Raw genomic sequence first — 16,973 nt, 5'->3', positions numbered from 1 at the left:
GGACTGGGCAGCTACGTTACTCATAAGTAGCATGGGGGCTGAGCGCGCGCTCAGTGCATGCGTGCCGCAGCAGTGCCATCCCGCACCCTGGAGGAGAGCCATCGTGCCTCGTACCGTCAGGGACGTCGTCTTCGTCGACGGCGTCCGCACCCCGTTCGGCAAGGCGGGCCCGAAGGGCGTCTACCACGAGACCCGCGCCGACGACCTGGTCGTGAAGGCGATCCGGGAGCTGCTGCGCCGCAACCCCGGTCTCGACCCCAAGAAGATCGACGAGGTCGCCGTCGCCGCGACCACGCAGATCGGCGACCAGGGCCTGACCATCGGCCGCACCGCCGGCATCCTGGCGGGCCTGCCCACCTCGGTCCCGGGCTACTCCATCGACCGCATGTGCGCGGGCGCCCTCACCGCCGTCACCTCGGTGGCCGGTTCGGTGGCCTTCGGCGCGTACGACGTCGCGATCGCGGGCGGTGTCGAGCACATGGGCCGCCACCCGATGGGCGAGGGCGTGGACCCGAACCCGCGGTTCGTCAGCGAGAAGCTGGTCGACGAGTCCGCCCTGTTCATGGGCATGACCGCCGAGAACCTGCACGACCGCTACCCGAGCATCACCAAGCAGCGCGCCGACGAGTACGCCGTGCGCTCGCAGGAGAAGGCCGCCAAGGCGTACGCCAACGGCCAGATCCAGGCCGACCTGGTGCCGGTCTCGGTGCGCCGCACCAACGAAGAGGCCGGTGAGACGGGCTGGGGCCTGGTCACCGCCGACGAGCCGATGCGCCCGGGCACCACGCTGGAGAACCTTGCGGGCCTGAAGACGCCGTTCCGCGTGCACGGCCGGGTCACGGCGGGCAACGCGGCCGGTCTGAACGACGGCGCGACCGCCTCCCTGATCGCGAGCGAGAACTTCGCCCGCGAGAACAACCTCCCCGTGAAGATGCGCCTGGTCGCGTACTCCTTCGCGGGCGTCGAGCCGGAGGTCATGGGCTACGGCCCGATCCCGGCCACGGAGAAGGCACTCGCGCAGGCGGGCCTGTCGATCTCCGACATCGGCCTGTTCGAGATCAACGAGGCCTTCGCCGTCCAGGTCCTCGCGTTCCTGGAGCACTACGGCATCGCCGACGACGACGCGCGCGTCAACCAGTACGGCGGCGCCATCGCCTTCGGCCACCCGCTGGCCTCCTCGGGCGTCCGGCTGATGACGCAGCTGGCCCGCCAGTTCGAGGAGCAGCCGCACGTCCGCTACGGCCTGACCACCATGTGCGTCGGCTTCGGCATGGGCGCGACGGTCATCTGGGAGAACCCGCACTTCGAGGGGGACAAGTGAGCACCACCGCAGAGCTGCTGAAGGGTGCGGCCGAGCTGTTCCCCGGCGAGGTCGTCACGCAGGCGCACGTACGCCACTTCGACCTGCCCCTGGGCGCGGGGCGCTTCGCCCTGATCACCCTGGACAACGGCCACGACCACACCAAGCCGACCACGCTGGGCCCGCAGTCGCTGGCGAACATCGACGCCGCCCTCGACCAGGTCGAGAAGGAGGCCGCGGACGGCGACATCGTCGGCGTCGGCGTCACCGGCAAGCCGTTCATCTTCGCCGTCGGGGCCGACCTCAAGGGCGTCGAGCTGCTCAAGCGGCACGAGGACGCGCTGGCCATCGGCAAGGGCGGCCACGACGTCCTCAAGCGCCTGGCGAACCTCGCGGTGCCGTCCTTCGCGTACTACAACGGCGCGGCCATGGGCGGCGGTGTGGAGATCGGCCTGCACTGCACCTACCGCACGGTGTCCGCGGCGCTCCCCGCCTTCTCCCTCCCCGAGGTCTTCCTCGGTCTGGTCCCCGGCTGGGGCGGCTGCACGCTGCTGCCGAACCTGATCGGCGCCGACAAGGCCGTCTCGGTGATCATCGAGAACAGCCTCAACCAGAACAAGCAGCTCAAGGGCGCACAGGTCCACGAACTCGGCATCGCGGACGCGATCTTCGAGGGCGCGGACTTCCTGGAGCAGTCGCTGCTGTGGACGGCGTCCGTCCTCAAGGGCGAGATCACCGTCGAGCGTCCGCTGATCGACCGCGGCGAGGCCTGGGACCAGGCCGTCGCCAAGGGCCGCTTCATCGCCGACGGCAAGGTGCACGGCGCCGCCCCCGCCGCCTACCGCGCCCTGGACATCATCGCCGCCGCCAAGAACGGCGACCTCCAGCAGGGCTACGACGCCGAGGACCAGGCCCTCGCCGACCTCATCATGGGCGGCGAACTGCGCTCCGGCATCTATGCCTTCAACCTGGTCCAGAAGCGCGGCAAGCGTCCCGCGGGCGCCCCGGACAAGTCGCTGGCCCGCCCGGTCACCAAGGTGGGCGTGGTGGGCGCCGGCCTGATGGCCTCCCAGCTCGCGCTGCTCTTCCTGCGCCGCCTGGAGGTCCCGGTCGTCCTCACCGACATCGACCAGGAGCGCGTCGACAAGGGCGTGGGCTACGTCCACGCCGAGATCGACAAGCTGCTCGGCAAGGGCCGTGTCAACCAGGACAAGGCGAACCGCCTCAAGGCCCTGGTGACCGGCGTCCTGGACAAGGCCGAGGGCTTCGCGGACGCCGACTTCGTCATCGAGGCCGTCTTCGAGGAGATGGGCGTCAAGCAGAAGGTCTTCGCCGAGGTCGAGGCGGTCGCCCCGGCGCACGCGATCCTGGCCACGAACACCTCCTCCCTCTCCGTCTCGGAGATGGCGTCGAAGCTGAAGCACCCCGAGCGGGTCGTCGGCTTCCACTTCTTCAACCCGGTCGCGATCCTTCCCCTCCTGGAGATCGTCCGCGGCGAGCAGACCGACGAGGCCTCGCTGGCCACGGCGTTCGGTGTCGCCAAGAAGCTGAAGAAGACCGCGGTCCTGGTCAAGGACGCCCCGGCGTTCGTGGTCAACCGCATCCTGACCCGCTTCATGGGCGAGATCCAGAACGTCATCGACGAGGGCACGCCGGTGCCGGTCGCGGAGCAGGCGGTGGAGCCGCTCGGCCTGCCGATGTCCCCGCTGGTCCTCCTCGAACTGGTCGGCCCGGCCATCGGCCTGCACGTCTCGGAGACCCTCAACCGGGCCTTCCCCGAGCGCTTCACCGTCTCCCCGAACCTGAAGGCGGTCGTGGAGGCGGGCAAGCGCGGCTTCTACGTCTACGACAGCGGGAAGCCGGAGCTGGACCCGGAGGTCGCCGCCCTCCTCAAGCAGGGCGACACCGTCCTGTCCGAGGAGCAGGTGCGGGCCCGGGTGCTCGACGCGGTGGCCCAGGAGATCGGCCTGATGCTCGACGAGGGCGTCGTCGCCGAGGCCCAGGACATCGACCTCTGCCTGATCACCGGCGCCGGCTGGCCCTTCCACCTGGGCGGCATCACGCCGTACCTGGACCGCGAGGGCGTCTCGGAGCGGGTGACCGGGAAGCGGTTCCTGGAGGCGGGGGTGGCGTCGGTTCCGGCCTGACGCGGACAGGGTCCCCCCGGTGCCCGGCACGCCTTTCGGTGTGCCGGGCACCGGCCTTTCCGCGGGAGCCGCCGAAGAACTCCCGTGGAAAGGGAAACCGGAGATCGATCACAATGTGGAGACAATGTGACGTTATAGAAACGCTCACGTCATACAATGTGCCGATCCCGGTCGCTTTTCTGGGGGCCAATCCGGGCAGCGGAAGGACAACAACACATCATGCGGGGAAGGGCGAAGAGTGCGCGGCGCGCACCCCGAGCCGAGGCTCCGGCCCCGGGGTCTTCGGGTGCGGGCGCGCAGAGCCCGGTCGAAGGGCAGTGGGTCACCCTTGGCGCGGACGGGCGTCTCAGCCTGCTCGTCCTGGGAGCCGGCACCCTGATGCGATGGACGGAGGAGCTCCCCGGCGGCCCCGAGTGGCTGGGTCCGGAGATCCTTCCCCTGCCGCCGGGACTGAGCCATGTGTCGATCACCCAAGGCGCCAACCGCTACCTGCACTTCCTCGCCCACCGCACCCGGCGGCGCGAGGACGGCCGCGCCCTCACCGACCTGATGTACACCATGCAGTACCAGTCCGGCCGACCGCTCAACGACTGGCGCGCTCTGGCCAATCCCTACAAGGACACGGACGACCGGCACCCCCGGCTGGGGTATCCGACGGGTGCCGTCGACACCGCCGGAACCCTGCACGTCTTCGCCCGCAACGCGGGCCGGGGCCTGCACCTGCGTCACGAGGACAAGTCCGGCAAGTGGCGGGCCTGGCAGGATCTGCGCGGCAGCGCCCTGCACGAGGGCCTCACCGTCGGTGTGACCTCCAAGGGGCGCATCGGCGTCCTGGCGGCGTCGGAGAAGCCCGCCCACCATTGGCAACAGGCGGTTCTCGGCGGGGAGTTCGAACGTCGTGAGGATTTCGCCGTGACGCTGGTCCCGGGCACCGGAGTGGCCCTGGAGACGTCCGAGGACCAGCTGACGTACTACGCGGCCGACGCGTACTCCTCCGGGCTGCTGGCCATCCGCCCCAACGGATCGGTCGTACAGATCGGCGGTGCCCCGGGCGGTGACGCGCCGTCGGCTCTGCGCACCACGATCGAGGGGCAGGACTGCACGGTCCTCGCCCACCGGGGAGTGGCCGGCAGCCCGATCTTCGGTGCCTTCGTCACCAACGCCGAGGAGTGGGGCGTGCAGTGGGCCGACATCGGCCGTCCCTGCGTCGGCGCCCCCGCGCTCGCCCTCGACGGGCTCGGCCGCATCGTCCTGGCCATGGTCTCCACCGACGGTTCCCCGTACGTGACCCGCCAGTCGTCGTCCTCCGAGCTCACCCTGGGGCAGTGGCGCCGGCTGTGAAGCCCGGTCCCTGACCGAAGTCCGGGCGCATGCTGGGCAGTCCGTGCCGCACCTTCGCGGACTCCGTCATGGCCCGCAGGAAGTCGGCGGCATGCGGCGTCGTGTGCGAGGTGAACCACGACTCGTGGACCTCGCAGATCTCCACCTGGACACCCGTGCCGCGCAGGACGATCGGCAGCGTGTGGGCGACGGTCGAGGGGAAGGTCAGAAGGGTGTGCCCGACGGGCCCCTGCGCCGCCATCAGTTCCAGCGGCAGATCGGGGCGCAGCACCATCACGCCGGTGCCGGCCGAGATGCGCCGGAGCTTCTCGCGGCTCTCCTTGCGGTGGGCCATGTACCGGCCGACACCCCGTGCGCGCACAACGGCGCTCACGGCCTGCAGGTACCGCTCCTCGCTCACGATGCCGGTCTCGGCCAGGGAGGTGCCGAGCAGGTCGGCGCCGGTGCGGACCGTCGGGCGGGCGAAGCGTCTCCGGGTCCACGCGTAGTCGTTGGGCACGACCCGGATGCCGGGCGGCGCGGCGACGTCCATGGAGGTGAACAGGGACCTTTGCAGCGAGGGCGCGGACAGCCAGTCCAGGGCCCGGCTGCCGCGTCCCGCCGAACCGGCCTGCTGGTGCCAGCGGGCCAGGCTGCGGCCCTCGGCCATGATGCGCACGAACTCCGTGGTGGCCGTCCCGTCGTCGACGATGACCAGTTCCCTGGCCTTCGCGGAGGGCAGCAGCGTCTGCACCATGCCGGAGAACAGGTCGCCGACGACCAGTCGTTCGGCCTGTGCGACCAGTCTGCGGACGGCGCCGATCCGGCGTATCCGGCCGACCGTGCCGGACCTCACCTCGAAGGGTGTGATGACCAGCCCGCTGTCCGTGGCCAGCTCCCCGACCCGGACCAGCTGCACCCTGGACCACGGATCCAGGGGAAGCAGGACCGCCACGTCCACGGCGGCGCCCCCGCCCTGGTGGTCGAAGTACGCCCATTCCGCCACGTTCAGCAGCTGGGCAGGGCTCTCCACCAGGGCGAGGGTTCTCATCACGCGACCTGCGCCACCGATTCGGCGACCACGCCCGCGACCCGGCGCAGCTTCTTCATCGGGCCCAGCTCGGAGTCGTAGACCTTCTTGACGCCGTCGCCGAGGGAGGCCTCGATGGCGCGGATGTCGCGCACCAGGCGGGTCAGGCCCTGCGGCTCGACGGAGGCGGCCTGGTCCGAGCCCCACATGGCGCGGTCGAGGGTGATGTGGCGCTCCACCACGCAGGCCCCGAGCGCGACCGCCGCCAGCGTGGTCTGCAGGCCGATCTCGTGGCCGGAGTAGCCGATCGGGACGTTCGGGTACTCCCGCTCCAGCGTGTTGATCACGCGCAGGTTCAGCTCCTCGGCCTGCGCCGGGTAGGTGGACGTGGCGTGCAGCAGCACGATGTTGTCGCTGCCGAGGACCTCGACCGCGTGGCGGATCTGCTTCGGGGTGGACATGCCGGTGGAGAGGATGACCGTCTTGCCCGTGGCGCGCAGGGCACGCAGCAGCTCGTCGTCGGTCAGCGAGGCGGAGGCGACCTTGTGGGTCGGCACGTCGAACTTCTCCAGGAAGGCGACGGCCTCGGTGTCCCACGGGGAGGCGAACCAGTCGATGTTCTTGGACTTGCAGTAGTCGTCGATCTGCCGGTACTCGTCCTCGCCGAACTCCACGCGGTGGCGGTAGTCGATGTACGTCATCCGGCCCCAGGGGGTGTCGCGCTCGATGTCCCACTGGTCGCGCGGGGTGCAGATCTCCGGGGTGCGCTTCTGGAACTTGACGGCGTCGCGGCCGGCCCCGGCGGCGGCGTCGATCAGCTTGAACGCGTTGTCCAGCTCGCCGTTGTGGTTGATGCCGATCTCGCCGATGACGTACGTCGGTGCGCCCTGACCGACTGCGCGGGAACCGATCGTGCGGATACGGGGGTAGTGCATGGTTCAAAGAGCCTTTCCAAGAAGGTGTGCTGCTATTTCGCGGACAACGCCGTGGCCCCCGCGTGACGTGGTCACGGCGCGTGCTCGTTCACGGACGATGTCGTGGGCGTCGGCCACGGCGATGGGCCAGCCGACAAGTTCGAAGCAGGGCAGGTCGTTGACGTCGTTGCCCGCGTAGAGGATCCGCTCGGGGGCGATCCCCTCGGTCTCGTACCACTTGGTCAGTTCGACGTCCTTGCTCTGCACGCCGTGGATGACGGGGATACCGAGCTTGCGTGCCCTGGCCGCGACCACGGGGTTGGTCTCGCTGGAGAGGATGAGGACCGGTACGCCCGCCCGGCGGAGTCGGGAGATCCCCATGCCGTCCCCCCGGTGGACGACGACCGTCTCCCTGCCGTCGGCGTCGATCCACACCCGGTCGTCGGTCTGCGTGCCGTCGAAGTCCAGGACGACCGCGTCCACGTCCTCGATCGTCGGGAAGGCGGACGTCCCGTTCCCGGACGCCATCGCTCGGGCCCGCTCCAGGTCCGCGGGGTCGTCGATCTCCAGAGTGCGCGCCGGGTCGACCGGTACGGCCGCGACGTTGCCGAAGAAGCGGTGCCCCTTGTCCCTGAATCCCCGGGCTCTCATCGCGTAGGCCGCGCCGGTCTCCAGGAACTCCTCGGGACGGTCCTGGCGCCGCAGCCGCTCGGCGCTGTCGTGATTGACGCCCTGTGCGTACAGGAGGGCGGGCGGGTCACCGTCGCGGACACCGCGCCACACGAACCCGTGGAAGGGAGAGGCCGTGAAGGCGGAGTCGGCACCGCCGTCGAGCACGGCGGACACCACGCCCTCGATGTCCTCGGTGGCCAGGAAGGGGCTGGTGGCCTGGACGAAGAGCAGGACGTCGGTGAACTCGCCGTGCCGTTCCTCGACGGTGTCCAGGGCATGCAGCAACGCGGATTCGCTGGACGCGGTGTCCGACGCCAGTTCGGCCGGGCGCAGCACCACTTCGGCACCGTGCCGACGTGCCTCGGCGGCGATGTCCTCGGCATCCGTGGAGACCACGACACGTGTCACCCGGCGCGCCCGCAGGCAGGCGTTCACGGCGCGTCCGACCAGCGAGACGCCCGCCACGCGGGCGAGGTTCTTGCCGGGGATCCCCTTGGAACCGCCGCGGGCGGGGATCACGGCGGTCACCGTGCATTCTGGTGGATATGCGGGCATAGCGGACCTCATGTCGCGTCGTTCGTTCAGGCGGGTGGATGTGCTGCGGGGGGAGGAGCGCGGTGGATGGCCGGGCGGGTCTACAGACCGCCCCAGCGCTGGATGCGCGGAGCCACGTTCTGGACTCCGAACCGGTAGGCGCGGCGCAGCGCCTTCCGGGAGGCCCGGGTGAGGAGTCCGTGCCGGCCCCGGCCGGCGGCCGCGGCGTGGGGCAGCGGTTCACCGCCCGGGTCCAGCCCTCTCCGGGCCAGCAGTTTGGGGAGATAGCCGGGGGCGTTCTGCATGGTGTAGTACGGCTGGATGGGCGGCAGCGCGGGCGCGTTGACCAGCCCGACGACCCGGTCGCGGAGCTGTGCGTACGGGTCCCGGGCCAGGATGCCCTGTTCCTCCAGCCATCCCGTCCGGGCGTACGGCAGGGCGTCCTCGTCGATCTCGTTCCACGAGACGACGCAGCCCGAGCCGGTGAAGTAGTGGTTGCCGTGCGGCTCGCGCACCCCGAGGTCGCTGAGGATGGCCGTGGGGATGCCGCGGTGCATCGACTCCAGGGCCGCGGTCGAGCTGACGGTCACCATGAGGTCGGTGCGGTCCAGGACCTCGCCCATGTTGCCGTACACAAAGTGCAGGTTGGGCGGCAGCGGTTCGTCCAGCTGCTCGGCGCAGGGTCTCGTAGTGGTACGCCTCGATGTGGGTGGTCTGCTCGCCCGGCTTGGACCGCAGCTTGATCAGCACCTCGCGCCCCGGGCGCAGCCTGGCGTGCTGGATGGCGCGCCGCAGTACGTAGAGCCGCCCCTCCCGGTCCTCGGGCACGGAGGGCTGGACCGCGAACGTGACGGTGAAGGGGTGGGTGGCGCCGGTGCGCGCGGGGTCGTACACGTGGTCGGCGAGGAAGGGCAGTGCGGTCTGGACGACGCAGTGCTCCCCGATGCCGAGGTCGCGGTAGATCTCACGGAAGCGGCGTGCGTCGAACGGGCTGTTGGCCAGGACGACGTCGGCGCCGGCCCGCAGCAGCAGGCCGTCGTCAGGTTCTCGTAGACCACGCCGACGTAGCCGGTGACGACGGTCGGGCGGCGCGGGGCATCGCCGAACGCGCGGGCCAGACCGTGCAGTACGGCCTGCGTCGTGCCGCCCACGCTCCCCACGATCAGCACGTCGGCGTGCGCGAGTTCCGGGTCGGTGACGAACTCGGCCACGGAGGAGTGCGAGATGGAGGCCGTGCGGATCCCGACCTCCGCCATCTGGCGCGCCGTCGGAGTGGACCGGCCGTTGAGCATGTGCGCGTGCAGCTCGGGATAGGGGTGCAGTCGCTGTGCCAACTCGCCACCCCACTTCCATCGGGTATCGGAGTCGGCGAGTACGTGAATGCGCATCGCCTCTGCCGTTTCGATCGTCTTCGTCCGTCACTTGTTCCACCGGCACGCGGGATGGTCCGGGTCTGAGGACCACGGCGTGCCGTCCGCCTCACCCGACGGTCAGTACCTTGGCCGCCTTGCGGGCCCCCGTGCCTTCACCAGCCGTGCCGCCGCGCCGGATTCGGGGTTGATCCGCAGCGCCTCCTGCGCCGCGAAGACCCTCAGCGACTTGCCCTGCCGTCCCATCAGAGCGGCCACCTCCGCGATCTTGATCCAGGTCATCGCCCGTTCGTCGCCCGTCATGGCGGCGAGGGAGAGCATGCGCTTCGCCTGCTCCACCTCCTCCGTCAGGACGAAGATCCGCGCCATCCCGATCAGGACGTCCAGCTGTTTGCGTTCCTTGAGGATCTGCTCGCCGATACGGCGCGCGGCGTCGAGTTCACCGGCCTCCAGGTGCTCCGTGAACGAACCGATCGTCACCTCCTCCTGGAGCGGCGCGTCCTTGGCGGTGCCCGCGCCCTTCTGCGACTTCTTGGCCGCCTCCAGAGCCCGCATCTCCGCCTCGGAGGGGGCGCCCGGCAGGGAGAGCTTGTACAGCAGGTCCGGTTTGAAGTGCATCCGCAGCGCGGGGCGCACCTCCATCTGCGGCAGGACGCGTCCCACGTACGCCACCGCCCGGTCCCGCAGGTGCGGGTTGCGCTCCGGCTGCATGCAGTAGCCGACCGTGGCGACGTACTCGGCGAGTTCGTCGCGCACCCAGGCGGGATTGCCGAGCAGGTCGGGAGCGGAGAAGCCGTTGCCCTCAAGGTCCGGCAGCGCCACCTCGCAGATGGTGATGGGGATGCGGTTGCTGTTGGGGTACGGGCGCAGCTTGCGCAGCACCTCGCGGGCACCCACGGCGGCGGCCGGGATGCCGTACACGGCGCGTGCGGTGAACAGGGCCGTGGAGAAGCAGCCGATCACGACGACGGGCCGGACGTATCCGTACACCGCCTCGGCGAGCAGGGGGGTTTCCAGCACCAGCAGGTCGATGTCCGCCTCCCGGGCGCGCTGCACCAGGGAGTCGGTCAGGCTCTGTGGCGCGCTCGGGTGCGGCTTGAACAGCACGGAGGTGAAGCCGAGCTCGACCGCCGCCTCGAACATCCGCAGGTGCAGGCCCTCTTCTTCCTCCTCGGTGAGGATTCCCAGACTGGACAGATACTGCCCGAGCAGCATCGCCGCGCCCCCGGGGCCGGAGGGGAAGTGCGCCGGGATCACCGAGGCCAGCGCCGAGGCGCACTGCTCGCCGAGCTCCGCGAAGACACGCTGGACCGCGCCCGGTTCGACCGGCTCCGGGGGCACGCGGTACTCGCTGAGCAGCAGTGGTCGCATGCCGGGGACGAGGTCCAGGTACAGGGTGCGCCGGATACGCGTGTGCACGTCGCGCGGCAGCGCGTTGCGGGTGGGGCCGTATGTCATCAGACCGTCGGCGTACACCGTGATCCGCGCGTCCCGGAAGATCTTGCAGAAGGTAAGCGCGGGCTTGACCTGGATGGACTCGACGACGAGCTCCAGCGGCCCGTACCCGATCTGCCAACGCAGACCGAGCAGTTCACGCCACATCGGCACGTCCTCGCCGCGCGGATCCCACATGCTGGGGTGGTACGGGTAGATCACCTCGTTCCACGAGATCACAACGTCGAAGCGCGAGCGCAGCGGTCCGAAGCCCTGCATGGCGTCGAGCGGAGTGGTGACCTCCGGGATGTCGGTGTTGGTGCACACGACGAGGATGCGGCGGGCACTGCCGGGCGGACCGAACTGCCCGGAGTCGATCGCCGCGGCAAGGGTCAGGGCCCCGTAGAGGGTGGAGGCGACGAAGATCTGCGTCATCATGCCGGTGCTCCGACCCGGTACCGGTTCGCCCCGGGGGCGGGTACCTGGCGCAGGTACTCGGACCGCTGCGGCGCGGCGGGTTCCTGGACGGACGGCGCGGGCGGGACCGGGGCGCCGCCCCGTACGGAGTTGATGAGCTTGGCCCGGCGCTCGCCCATCTCCTCGAGCGTCCGCTCCAGCAGGGGCTGGTGCAGTCCGTCGAGGGCCTGGGAGACCCGGCTCTTGAGCAGGGCCCTGACGTCCGGCTCGTACGTGTCGGCCCGGTCGAGGTGAATGGCCATCATGGCGCAGAAGGTACGGATCACCTTGGGCAGGATCTGAGCGCCCCAGGGGTGGGCCGACACCTCGTGCGCCACCTGCTCGAAGCACGGGACGAAGTCGAGCTGCCGCTCGTCGGGGATCCGGGTGAGGGACGTGCTGACGTCCCGCCGGTAGAAGATGCCCGCCAGGTCGACGGCCACGTAGGAGCTCGTGTACAGGTGCAGGCGCCAGGTCCACATCCGGTCCTCGGCGGTGCGGAGCTTCTCGTCGAAGAACAGCAGCCCGCGGCGCGCGAGCAGCTCGCGGTCGAATATGCCGGCCCAGACCAGTGGATAGTCGACCATCGTCGAGGCGTCGGCCGGCATGATCGAACGGATCGGCGCGAGCATGGTGTTGCGCACGGCCTGCGGCGAGCGGACGATCTCCCTCTTGCGTCCGACGACGCGGACGTGGTCGGTCCGGACGAAGTCGCAGCCGAAGTGCTCGATCGCCGCGACGAGCTGGCTCAGGTAGCCGGGCGCGAACCAGTCGTCGCCGTCGAGGAACACGACGTACCTTCCCCGGGCCATGCGCAGACCCGCGTTACGGGTGTACGAGATGCCCGAGTTCTGCGGATTCTGGTGGAGTACTCCGCCCGGAACCTTGCGTATCTCGCGCTGCAGGATCTCGAAGGTGCCGTCGGTGGAGCAGTCGTCGACAACGATGAACTCGAAGTCGCCGCGGGCGTTGAGCGCCAGGGACTTGAGCGCCGTGGCGCAGTAGTCGCGCACGTTGTAATCGGCACGATGACGGAAAGTTTCACCGGCGGTGCCTCGACTCCATGACCTCAGGGCCAGCCGGGCACTTGCCGGTCGGCGGATTCACAACATCAACAGCGGGGTCGTACTCGACAGCACTGTCATCGTCGAACCGCACCTCAGCCCCCTCGGCACGCATGGTGCACCCCCTTGCACGCAACACTGCCACTCACCGAATATTCACATCACTTTCAACTTCTTGTCCAGAAGTGATCCAAACCAAGACCCCCAGACGTCACCGTTTGTCCGTAAATTTGCCTGCTCGTAGCGGTGAAGCAGGAGTCGGGAGAGATCAGCAGGCGATAAGGGAACGGGTCACCCCACGTCCGGAAGCGCAGAAAGGTCACGACGACATCACACTCTCCGCACAAACGATCGGACGGATGCTTATAGTTCAGGCTCAGTCAGGCAGTACGGACCGGCTCAACCCCCCACCCCGAGTCCCCACTCCCATAAGCGCAGCCCCCAGGGGCACGACCAGTGAGGACCCAGGCAGGATGAGCCACGTCTCGACGACGCCGCGTTCCAGCTCCACGCCACCGCGCGGTGGGCGCCGCGGCCGTGAACGCGGCCGACGCCGGTGGGGCCGTATCGTCCTGCTGTCCCTCGTGGTGCTCGTGCTTGCCGCGGCCGGCACCGCCTACTGGCTCTACAGCGACCTCAACGGGAACATCGACGGCGTCGACATCAACGACGCGATCGGCAAGGACCGGCCGGAGAAGCTCCCCACCTCCGGGCAGAACATCCTGATCCTCGGCTCCGACTCGCGCGCGGGCGACAACGCCGAGTTGAACACCGGCAAGGTCGCGGGAGCCCGCTCGGACACCGCGCTGGTGATGCACATCCCCGAGGGACGCAAGGAGGCCGTCGCCGTCAGCATCCCGCGCGACACGCTGGTGACCCGGCCCGAGTGCACCAAGCCGGACGGCTCCGAGGTGGCCTCGGCCGAGCGTGTGATGTTCAACTCCGTCTACTCGCAGGTCGGTCCGGCCTGCGTGGTCAAGACGGTGGAGAAGATGTCCGGGGTCCGCATGGACCACTACGTGGAGATCGACTTCGCGGGCTTCAAGGACCTGGTGGACGCGATAGGCGGCGTCACCGTCACCGTCGACCAGGACATCCACGACAAGTCCAGCGGGCTCGACCTGACCGCCGGCACGCACAAGCTGAACGGCACGGACTCGCTGGCCTTCGTGCGCACCCGGCACGGCGTCGGTGACGGCAGCGACCTCGGGCGGATCGGGCTCCAGCAGGAATTCATGATCGCCCTGCTGAGCGAGATCAAGAAGCAGGATCTGCTGGGCAGCCCGACCAAGACGTACAAGATCGCCGACACGCTCACCGCGGCACTGACCACCGACTCCGAACTCGCCTCGCTCACCGCACTGGCGGACTTCGGCCGCAGCCTGAACGGGGTCGACCCGTCCACGATGGAGACCATCATGCTGCCGGTGGCGTACGACAGGATCGACCCGAACCGGGTGGTGTCCGCCGAGCCGCAGGCGTCCACCCTGTGGAAGGCGATCCACAGCGACGAGGACGTCCCGGAGTCGGCGAAGAAGTCCCCCGCGGGCGGCAAGACTTCCTGATGCACCGAGGGTGGGCCTGGTCCCCCGGTTCGGCCCGTCGGTTCCGCCGGTTGCTCAGACCGCCCCCCACGCCCCCAGCGCCGGCCCCGCCTCGTCCTTCCGTCGGGTCAGCAGCAGCTGTCCGGTCGACGGGGACAGGGTCGCCGCCACCAGCCGCTCGTCGGCGTCCAGGGCCAGGGCCACGGTCGCGTCGGCCGGCAGCGCGGGGCCCGACTCGGTCCAGGCCGCGCCGGCCTCCTCCGTCTCCGAGGGGTACGCGGCGAAGGCGACGCGGCCGCTGCCCGCCGCACGCTGGGCGAGAAGCGTGCAGTCGTGGCCGTCCCTGACGGTACGGACGGCGGACACGGGGCCGGGGCCGGCGGCGGGCACCAGGGAGGCGGGTTTCCCGCCGGGCCGCCAGGCGCACAGCTCGCCGGTGTCGTCGTCGGTGAAGAAGACCGTCGTGTGCTCCGCGGAGGTCGCCAGGGCGCACAGGGTGCCCGGGCGGACCGCGGCGCTGAGGCGCTCCCCCAGCACCATGCGGGTGCCCGGCCCCTCCTGGCTCCAGTGCAGGATGCCGCTCTCCACGGGCGCGTACAGCTCGACCAGGCCGGTCCGCGTCGTCACGGCCACGGGCGACTCCTGGACGCGGCTGCCCCTCAGGTCCCGCCACGGCGCCCAGCCGCCCTTCTCCCGCTGTGCCACCATGCTCATGCCGCCGCCCCCGTTGCGGACGAAGACGTGGGCGCGTCCCTGCGCGTCGACCGCGACGGTGGGGGGTCCGGTGCGGTCGCCCTGCTTGTTGGGGTGACCGGCCGGCTGCCAGTCCAGGGGCGCGAGCAGCGGCCGGTAGTGCGTGGCGTGCACGAGGACGGAGCGGTCGGCACCGGTGGGCTGCCAGGCGACCAGATGGGCGTAACCGTCCGCGCCCTGCCCGACCGCGAGGCCGCCCGGACGCAGCTCCTGGTCGCCGCCGGCCCGGCGCGGGGACTCCCAGCGCCCGGCGGGTGTGCTCTCGGCACGCCACAGGACGGCGTCGTCCGCCTGGAAGTACACACTGAGGCGGCCGTCGCGGCCGAGGAGAAGCCAGTCGCCGTTCACCGGTTCACTCTAAGCGGGAGCACCGGTTCCGTGGCGAGCGGGTACGGCCGTCGACGACGGGGCGAAGGCGGGGCGAGGGCCGGGCGTGCGACCCTGACGGCATGGAAGACGACGCTCCCCTGCTCGTGGTCGTCGACGCCGCGAACGTCGTCGGCTCGGTGCCCGACGGCTGGTGGCGGGACCGGCGCGGGGCCGCGGAGCGGTTGCGGGACCGGCTGGCGGCGGACGGGGTGCCGGGGCGGTCCGGGCCGGTGGACATCGTGCTCGTCGTGGAGGGCGCGGCCCGCGGGGTGGAGTCGGTGACCGGCGTACGGGTGGAGTCCGCGCCCGGCAGCGGGGACGACCTCATGGTCGAGCTGGTCGCGCGGGCGGGTGACCGCCCCGTCCTGGTCGTGACGGCCGACCGCGAACTGCGCCGCCGGGTGACCGGGCTGGGCGCGGAGGTGGCGGGTCCCCGGACGGTGCGGCCCGGCTGAGACGCGGCCGCGTACCGGGCCGCACCGTCCGGGGGCCCGCACCTGAGCCGGTGCGGGGCCTCGGCGGGGCGCAGCGGTGGGGCTACGTGCCGGACGGCTCGGCCGGGTCGGCCGGTGTCTCCTCGCCGCGGGCCAGGCGGCTGTGGGTGCGGCCGTAGAGGAAGTACACGACGAAGCCGATCGCCATCCAGATTCCGAACCGGACCCAGGTCTCGGCGGGCAGGTTCAGCATCAGCCACAGCGAGGCCGCCACGGACACGATGGGCAGCAGCGGGACCAGCGGGGTGCGGAAGGCGCGGGGCAGGTCGGGCCGGGTCCTGCGCAGGATGATCACGCTGATCGCGACGATGACGAAGGCGAACAGCGTGCCGATGTTCACCAGCTCGGCCAGCTCGCTGAGGCTGGTGAACCCGGCGACGATCGCGATGACCACGCCGAGCAGGATGGTCGGCCGGTAGGGGGTGCGGAACTTCGGGTGGACGTGGGAGAAGAAGCGCGGCAGCAGTCCGTCGCGGCTCATCGCGAAGAACACCCGGCTCTGGCCGAGGAGCAGGATCATGCAGACCGTGGTCAGGCCGACGGCCGCGCCGAAGCTGATCACCCCGGAGAAGAAGGGATGGCCCGTGGCCTTGAAGGCGTCGGCGAGGGGGGCGTCCACGGAGAGCTTGGTGTAGTGCTGCATGCCGGTGACGACGATCGAGACCCCGACGTACAGGAGGGTGCAGATGACCAGGGAGCCGAGGATGCCGCGGGGCATGTCGCGCTGGGGGTTCCTGGTCTCCTCGGCGGCGGTGGCGACGATGTCGAAGCCGATGAAGGCGAAGAAGACGACCGAGGCGGCCGTGAAGATGCCCATCACCCCGAAGTTGGCAGGCGCCCAGCCGAACATCAGCTGGATCAGCGGTGAGTGCAGTCCCCCGCCCGCCTCGACGGGCTGCGACTCGGGGATGAAGGGGTCGTAGTTGGCGCCCTTGATGAAGAACGCGCCCGCGATGATGACGATGAGGACGACCGCCACCTTGATGGCGACGACGAGCGAGGTGATCCGCGCCGACAGCTTCATGCCGAGCACGAGGACGGCGGTGAGCACCAGCACCAGGGCGGCGGCGAGGATGTCGAAGCCGAAGCCTTCCGCGCCGTCGCGTCCGCCCAGCTCCGCGGGCATGTGCCAGCCCGCGTTGTCCATCAGCGAGCGGATGTAGCCCGACCAGCCGACGGCCACCACCGCCGTCCCCAGCGCGAACTCCAGGACCAGGTCCCAGCCGATGATCCAGGCGGGCAGTTCGCCCAGCGAGGCGTAGGAGAAGGTGTACGCGGAGCCGGCCACCGGGACGGTGGAGGCGAACTCGGCGTAGCACAGCGCGGCGAGCGCGCAGACGACTCCGGCGACGACGAAGGCCAGGGCCACGGCCGGACCGGCGTTGTTCTTGGCGACCGTGCCGGTCAGTACGAAGATGCCGGTGCCGATGACGACGCCGATACCGAAGACGGTCAGGTCCAGCGCCGACAGGGTTTTCTTGAGCGCGTGCTCCGGTTCCTCCGTGTCACGGATGGACTGCTCGATCTTCTTGGTCCTGAAGAGGGTGTTGCTCACGGGGACCTCCCACGCTT

Annotated in this window: 12 protein-coding genes and 1 pseudogene; 5 read left to right on the top strand and 8 right to left on the bottom strand. The window is 70.2% G+C overall.

All coding sequences use genetic code 11. The features are described from left to right. Nucleotides 1-103 precede the first annotated feature (103 nt). The 3 genes from C4J65_RS27375 to C4J65_RS27365 all read left to right on the top strand — a co-directional run bounded on the left by C4J65_RS27375 (nt 104) and on the right by C4J65_RS27365 (nt 4,788). Nucleotides 104-1,321 (top strand): acetyl-CoA C-acyltransferase, encoded by a 1,218-nt coding sequence (locus C4J65_RS27375; protein WP_115744777.1) that lies wholly within the window; start codon nt 104-106, stop codon nt 1,319-1,321. Continuing rightward, nucleotides 1,318-3,447 carry a 3-hydroxyacyl-CoA dehydrogenase NAD-binding domain-containing protein gene (locus C4J65_RS27370; RefSeq protein WP_115744776.1) on the top strand — a complete coding sequence of 710 codons (2,130 nt, stop codon included), beginning with the start codon at nt 1,318-1,320 and terminating at the stop codon, nt 3,445-3,447. The genes C4J65_RS27375 and C4J65_RS27370 overlap by 4 nt, the downstream gene beginning before the upstream one ends. Before the next feature lie 378 nt (nt 3,448-3,825). Then, nucleotides 3,826-4,788 carry a hypothetical protein gene (locus tag C4J65_RS27365; protein ID WP_115744775.1) on the top strand — a complete coding sequence of 321 codons (963 nt, stop codon included), beginning with the start codon at nt 3,826-3,828 and terminating at the stop codon, nt 4,786-4,788. Here the strand turns inward: C4J65_RS27365 and C4J65_RS27360 are convergent. The 6 genes and pseudogenes from C4J65_RS27360 to C4J65_RS27335 all read right to left on the bottom strand — a co-directional run bounded on the left by C4J65_RS27360 (nt 4,760) and on the right by C4J65_RS27335 (nt 12,190). Then, nucleotides 4,760-5,818: a hypothetical protein gene (locus C4J65_RS27360; RefSeq protein WP_115744774.1), complete on the bottom strand. Its 1,059-nt coding sequence runs from the start codon at nt 5,816-5,818 to the stop codon at nt 4,760-4,762. The genes C4J65_RS27365 and C4J65_RS27360 overlap by 29 nt on opposite strands. Beyond that, on the bottom strand, nt 5,818-6,732 hold the full coding sequence (locus tag C4J65_RS27355; RefSeq protein ID WP_115744773.1) for an N-acetylneuraminate synthase family protein: 915 nt from the start codon (nt 6,730-6,732) through the stop codon (nt 5,818-5,820). Before C4J65_RS27355 ends, C4J65_RS27360 begins: the two co-directional genes overlap by 1 nt. A 3-nt stretch (nt 6,733-6,735) precedes the next feature. Next, a complete protein-coding gene (locus C4J65_RS27350) occupies nt 6,736-7,938 on the bottom strand; it encodes an acylneuraminate cytidylyltransferase (RefSeq protein WP_115744772.1) in 1,203 nt (400 codons plus the stop codon). Between the two features lie 80 nt (nt 7,939-8,018). Continuing rightward, nucleotides 8,019-9,305: pseudogene (locus C4J65_RS27345) on the bottom strand (DUF6716 putative glycosyltransferase). A 102-nt stretch (nt 9,306-9,407) separates the two neighbouring features. Continuing rightward, complete coding sequence (locus tag C4J65_RS27340; RefSeq protein ID WP_205351069.1) at nt 9,408-11,159, bottom strand: alpha-2,8-polysialyltransferase family protein; 1,752 nt, start codon at nt 11,157-11,159, stop codon at nt 9,408-9,410. Continuing rightward, nucleotides 11,156-12,190 carry a glycosyltransferase family A protein gene (locus C4J65_RS27335; RefSeq protein ID WP_240330534.1) on the bottom strand — a complete coding sequence of 345 codons (1,035 nt, stop codon included), beginning with the start codon at nt 12,188-12,190 and terminating at the stop codon, nt 11,156-11,158. Before C4J65_RS27335 ends, C4J65_RS27340 begins: the two co-directional genes overlap by 4 nt. A 524-nt stretch (nt 12,191-12,714) precedes the next feature. Here C4J65_RS27335 and C4J65_RS27330 point away from each other — a divergent pair. After that, nucleotides 12,715-13,806: an LCP family protein gene (locus C4J65_RS27330; protein ID WP_115744771.1), complete on the top strand. Its 1,092-nt coding sequence runs from the start codon at nt 12,715-12,717 to the stop codon at nt 13,804-13,806. Between the two features lie 54 nt (nt 13,807-13,860). Here the strand turns inward: C4J65_RS27330 and C4J65_RS27325 are convergent, their stop codons facing one another. Then, on the bottom strand, nt 13,861-14,886 hold the full coding sequence (locus C4J65_RS27325; protein WP_115744770.1) for a hypothetical protein: 1,026 nt from the start codon (nt 14,884-14,886) through the stop codon (nt 13,861-13,863). A 101-nt stretch (nt 14,887-14,987) separates the two neighbouring features. Between C4J65_RS27325 and C4J65_RS27320 the strand changes: the two genes are divergently transcribed. Then, nucleotides 14,988-15,362: an NTP pyrophosphohydrolase gene (locus tag C4J65_RS27320; protein WP_115744769.1), complete on the top strand. Its 375-nt coding sequence runs from the start codon at nt 14,988-14,990 to the stop codon at nt 15,360-15,362. Nucleotides 15,363-15,444: 82 nt separating this feature from the next. On the opposite strand, the gene C4J65_RS27315 is transcribed toward C4J65_RS27320, so the two are convergent. After that, nucleotides 15,445-16,956, bottom strand: a complete 1,512-nt coding sequence (locus tag C4J65_RS27315) for an amino acid permease (protein ID WP_115744768.1) — start codon at nt 16,954-16,956, stop codon at nt 15,445-15,447. Between the last annotated feature and the right edge of the window lie 17 nt (nt 16,957-16,973).

Source organism: Streptomyces sp. CB09001, assembly GCF_003369795.1.
Classification (GTDB): Bacteria; Actinomycetota; Actinomycetes; order Streptomycetales; family Streptomycetaceae; genus Streptomyces.
This window is presented reverse-complemented; position numbering and strand designations above follow the sequence as displayed.